At 54.9% G+C, this 2500-nt stretch carries 1 tRNA gene and 2 rRNA genes (1 of these 3 cut by a window edge); all 3 read right to left on the reverse strand.

The features are described 5' to 3' along the window. Positions 1-77 (reverse strand) — tRNA-Met (locus D2N39_RS22210). A 38-nt stretch (positions 78-115) separates the two neighbouring features. Next, a 5S ribosomal RNA gene (rrf, locus tag D2N39_RS22215) occupies positions 116-230 on the reverse strand. 77 nt (positions 231-307) lie between these two features. Next, positions 308-2500: ribosomal RNA gene (locus tag D2N39_RS22220) — 23S ribosomal RNA — on the reverse strand; it runs 640 nt beyond the window's last position.

A 2500-nucleotide genomic window follows, 5' to 3' on the forward strand; every position in this document is an offset into this window, starting at 1 on the left:
TGGTTGCGGGGGCAGGATTTGAACCTGCGGCCTTCAGGTTATGAGCCTGACGAGCTACCGGGCTGCTCCACCCCGCGACAGGGTGTTTTTTGTATCGTTGACGGGTCTTTTCTAGGTTTGGCGGTGACCTACTCTCCCACGTCTTGAGACGCAGTACCATTGGCGTGTTGGCCCTTAACGGCCGAGTTCGGGATGGGATCGGGTGTTTAGCCAGCGCTATGACCACCAAACCGAGGAAAGACCCGTTTAGAGGAACATCAGATTGTTCAAGTTATGGAGCTTTTGACCAGTCTTGCTGTTACTGGATCAAATCAAGCCTATCGAGCAATTAGTACCAGTCAGCTGAATGCATTGCTGCACTTACACCTCTGGCCTATCGACGTGGTGGTCTACCACGGCTCTCAAGGGAGACCTTGTTTTGAAGGGGGCTTCCCGCTTAGATGCCTTCAGCGGTTATCCTGTCCGATCATAGCTACCCAGCACTGCCGTTGGCACGACAACTGGTCCACCAGTGGATCGTTCACCCCGGTCCTCTCGTACTAGGGGCAACTCTTCTCAAGTCTCCTACACCCACGGCAGATAGGGACCGAACTGTCTCACGACGTTCTAAACCCAGCTCACGTACCTCTTTAAATGGCGAACAGCCATACCCTTGGGACCTGCTCCAGCCCCAGGATGAGATGAGCCGACATCGAGGTGCCAAACGATGCCGTCGATATGGACTCTTGGGCATCATCAGCCTGTTATCCCCAGAGTACCTTTTATCCGTTGAGCGATGGCCCTCCCACTTGGGACCACCGGATCACTATGGCCGACTTTCGTCTCTGCTCGACTTGTCAGTCTTGCAGTCAGGCTGGCTTCTGCCATTGCACTCAACGACCGATTTCCGACCGGTCTGAGCCAACCTTCGCGCGCCTCCGTTACGATTTGGGAGGCGACCGCCCCAGTCAAACTCCCCACCATGCATGGTCCCGGACCCGGATAACGGGCCGCGGTTAGACATCAAGAGTGCGAAGGGTGGTATCTCAAGGGAGGCTCCACAGAAACTGGCGTCTCTGCTTCGATGCCTACCACCTATCCTGCACATCACAATCCTGATGCCAGTGCAAAGCTGGAGTAAAGGTTCATGGGGTCTTTCCGTCTAACCGCGGGAAGTGTGCATCTTGACACACAGTTCAATTTCGCTGAGTCCACATCAGAGACAGCGGGGAGATCGTTACGCCATTCGTGCAGGTCGGAACTTACCCGACAAGGAATTTCGCTACCTTAGGACCGTTATAGTTACGGCCGCCGTTTACTGGGGCTTCAATTCAGAGCTTGCACCCCTCCTTTTAACCTTCCAGCACCGGGCAGGCGTCAGACTGTATACGTCGCCTTACGGCTTCGCACAGCCCTGTGTTTTAAGTAAACAGTCGCCACCCCCTGGTTTGTGCCCCCCTCCCATGCTTGCGCACAAGAGGGGCTCCCTTCTCGCGAACTTACGGGAGCATTTTGCCGAGTTCCTTTGATGTGGTTCTCTCAAGCGCCTTGGTATTCTCTACCAGTCCACCTGTGTCGGTTTGGGGTACGGTCTGATGGAGGGCTATTTCCAGGAACCTCTGAGCAGCTCACCCAATCCGATAAGGGCAAACTACCTTTGAGATCCGTCACATCCTCCTGGCCCACGAATATTAACGTGGTTCCCATCGACTACGCCTTTCGGCCTCGCCTTAGGGGCCGGCTTACCCTGCTCAGATTAGCTTTAAGCAGGAACCCTTGGACTTTCGGCGACAGGGTCTCTCACCCTGTTTGTCGCTACTCATGTCAACATTCTCGCTTCTGATCTCTCCACCGGTTGCCTTACGGCCCGGCTTCACAGAAAGCTCCTTGCCTCCATGGCACCCCGAAGGGCACACAAGAGGCATTGAGCTATATCACAGAACGCTCCGCTACCACGCGTATTGCTACGCATCCTGAGCTTCGGCTCGTGGCTTGAGCCCCGTTACATCTTCGCCGCAGGACATCTTGACTAGACCAGTGAGCTGTTACGCTATCTTTAAAGGATGGCTGCTTCTAAGCCAACCTCCTGGTTGTTTTGGACGTCCCACATGCTTTCCCACTTAGCCACGAATTAGGGGCCTTAGCTGCAGGTCAGGGTTGTTTCCCTCTTCACGACGGACGTTAGCACCCGCCGTGTGTCTCCCGGATAGTACTCTCGGGTATTCGGAGTTTGCTTAGGCTCAGTAAGTCTGTGGGACCCCATCACCCATGCAGTGCTCTACCCCCCGAGGTATTCGTCCGAGGCGCTACCTAAATAGCTTTCGCGGAGAACCAGCTATCTCCAGGTTTGATTGGCCTTTCACCCCTAGCCACAAGTCATCCAGACCCTTTTCAACGGGTGTTGGTTCGGACCTCCAGTACGTGTTACCGTACCTTCATCCTGCTCATGGCTAGATCACCTGGTTTCGGGTCTGATCCAACGAACTCATGCGCCCTTTTAAGACTCGCTTTCGCTGCGCCT

This window comes from Gemmobacter lutimaris (assembly GCF_003570715.1).
GTDB lineage: Bacteria > Pseudomonadota > Alphaproteobacteria > Rhodobacterales > Rhodobacteraceae > Gemmobacter > Gemmobacter lutimaris.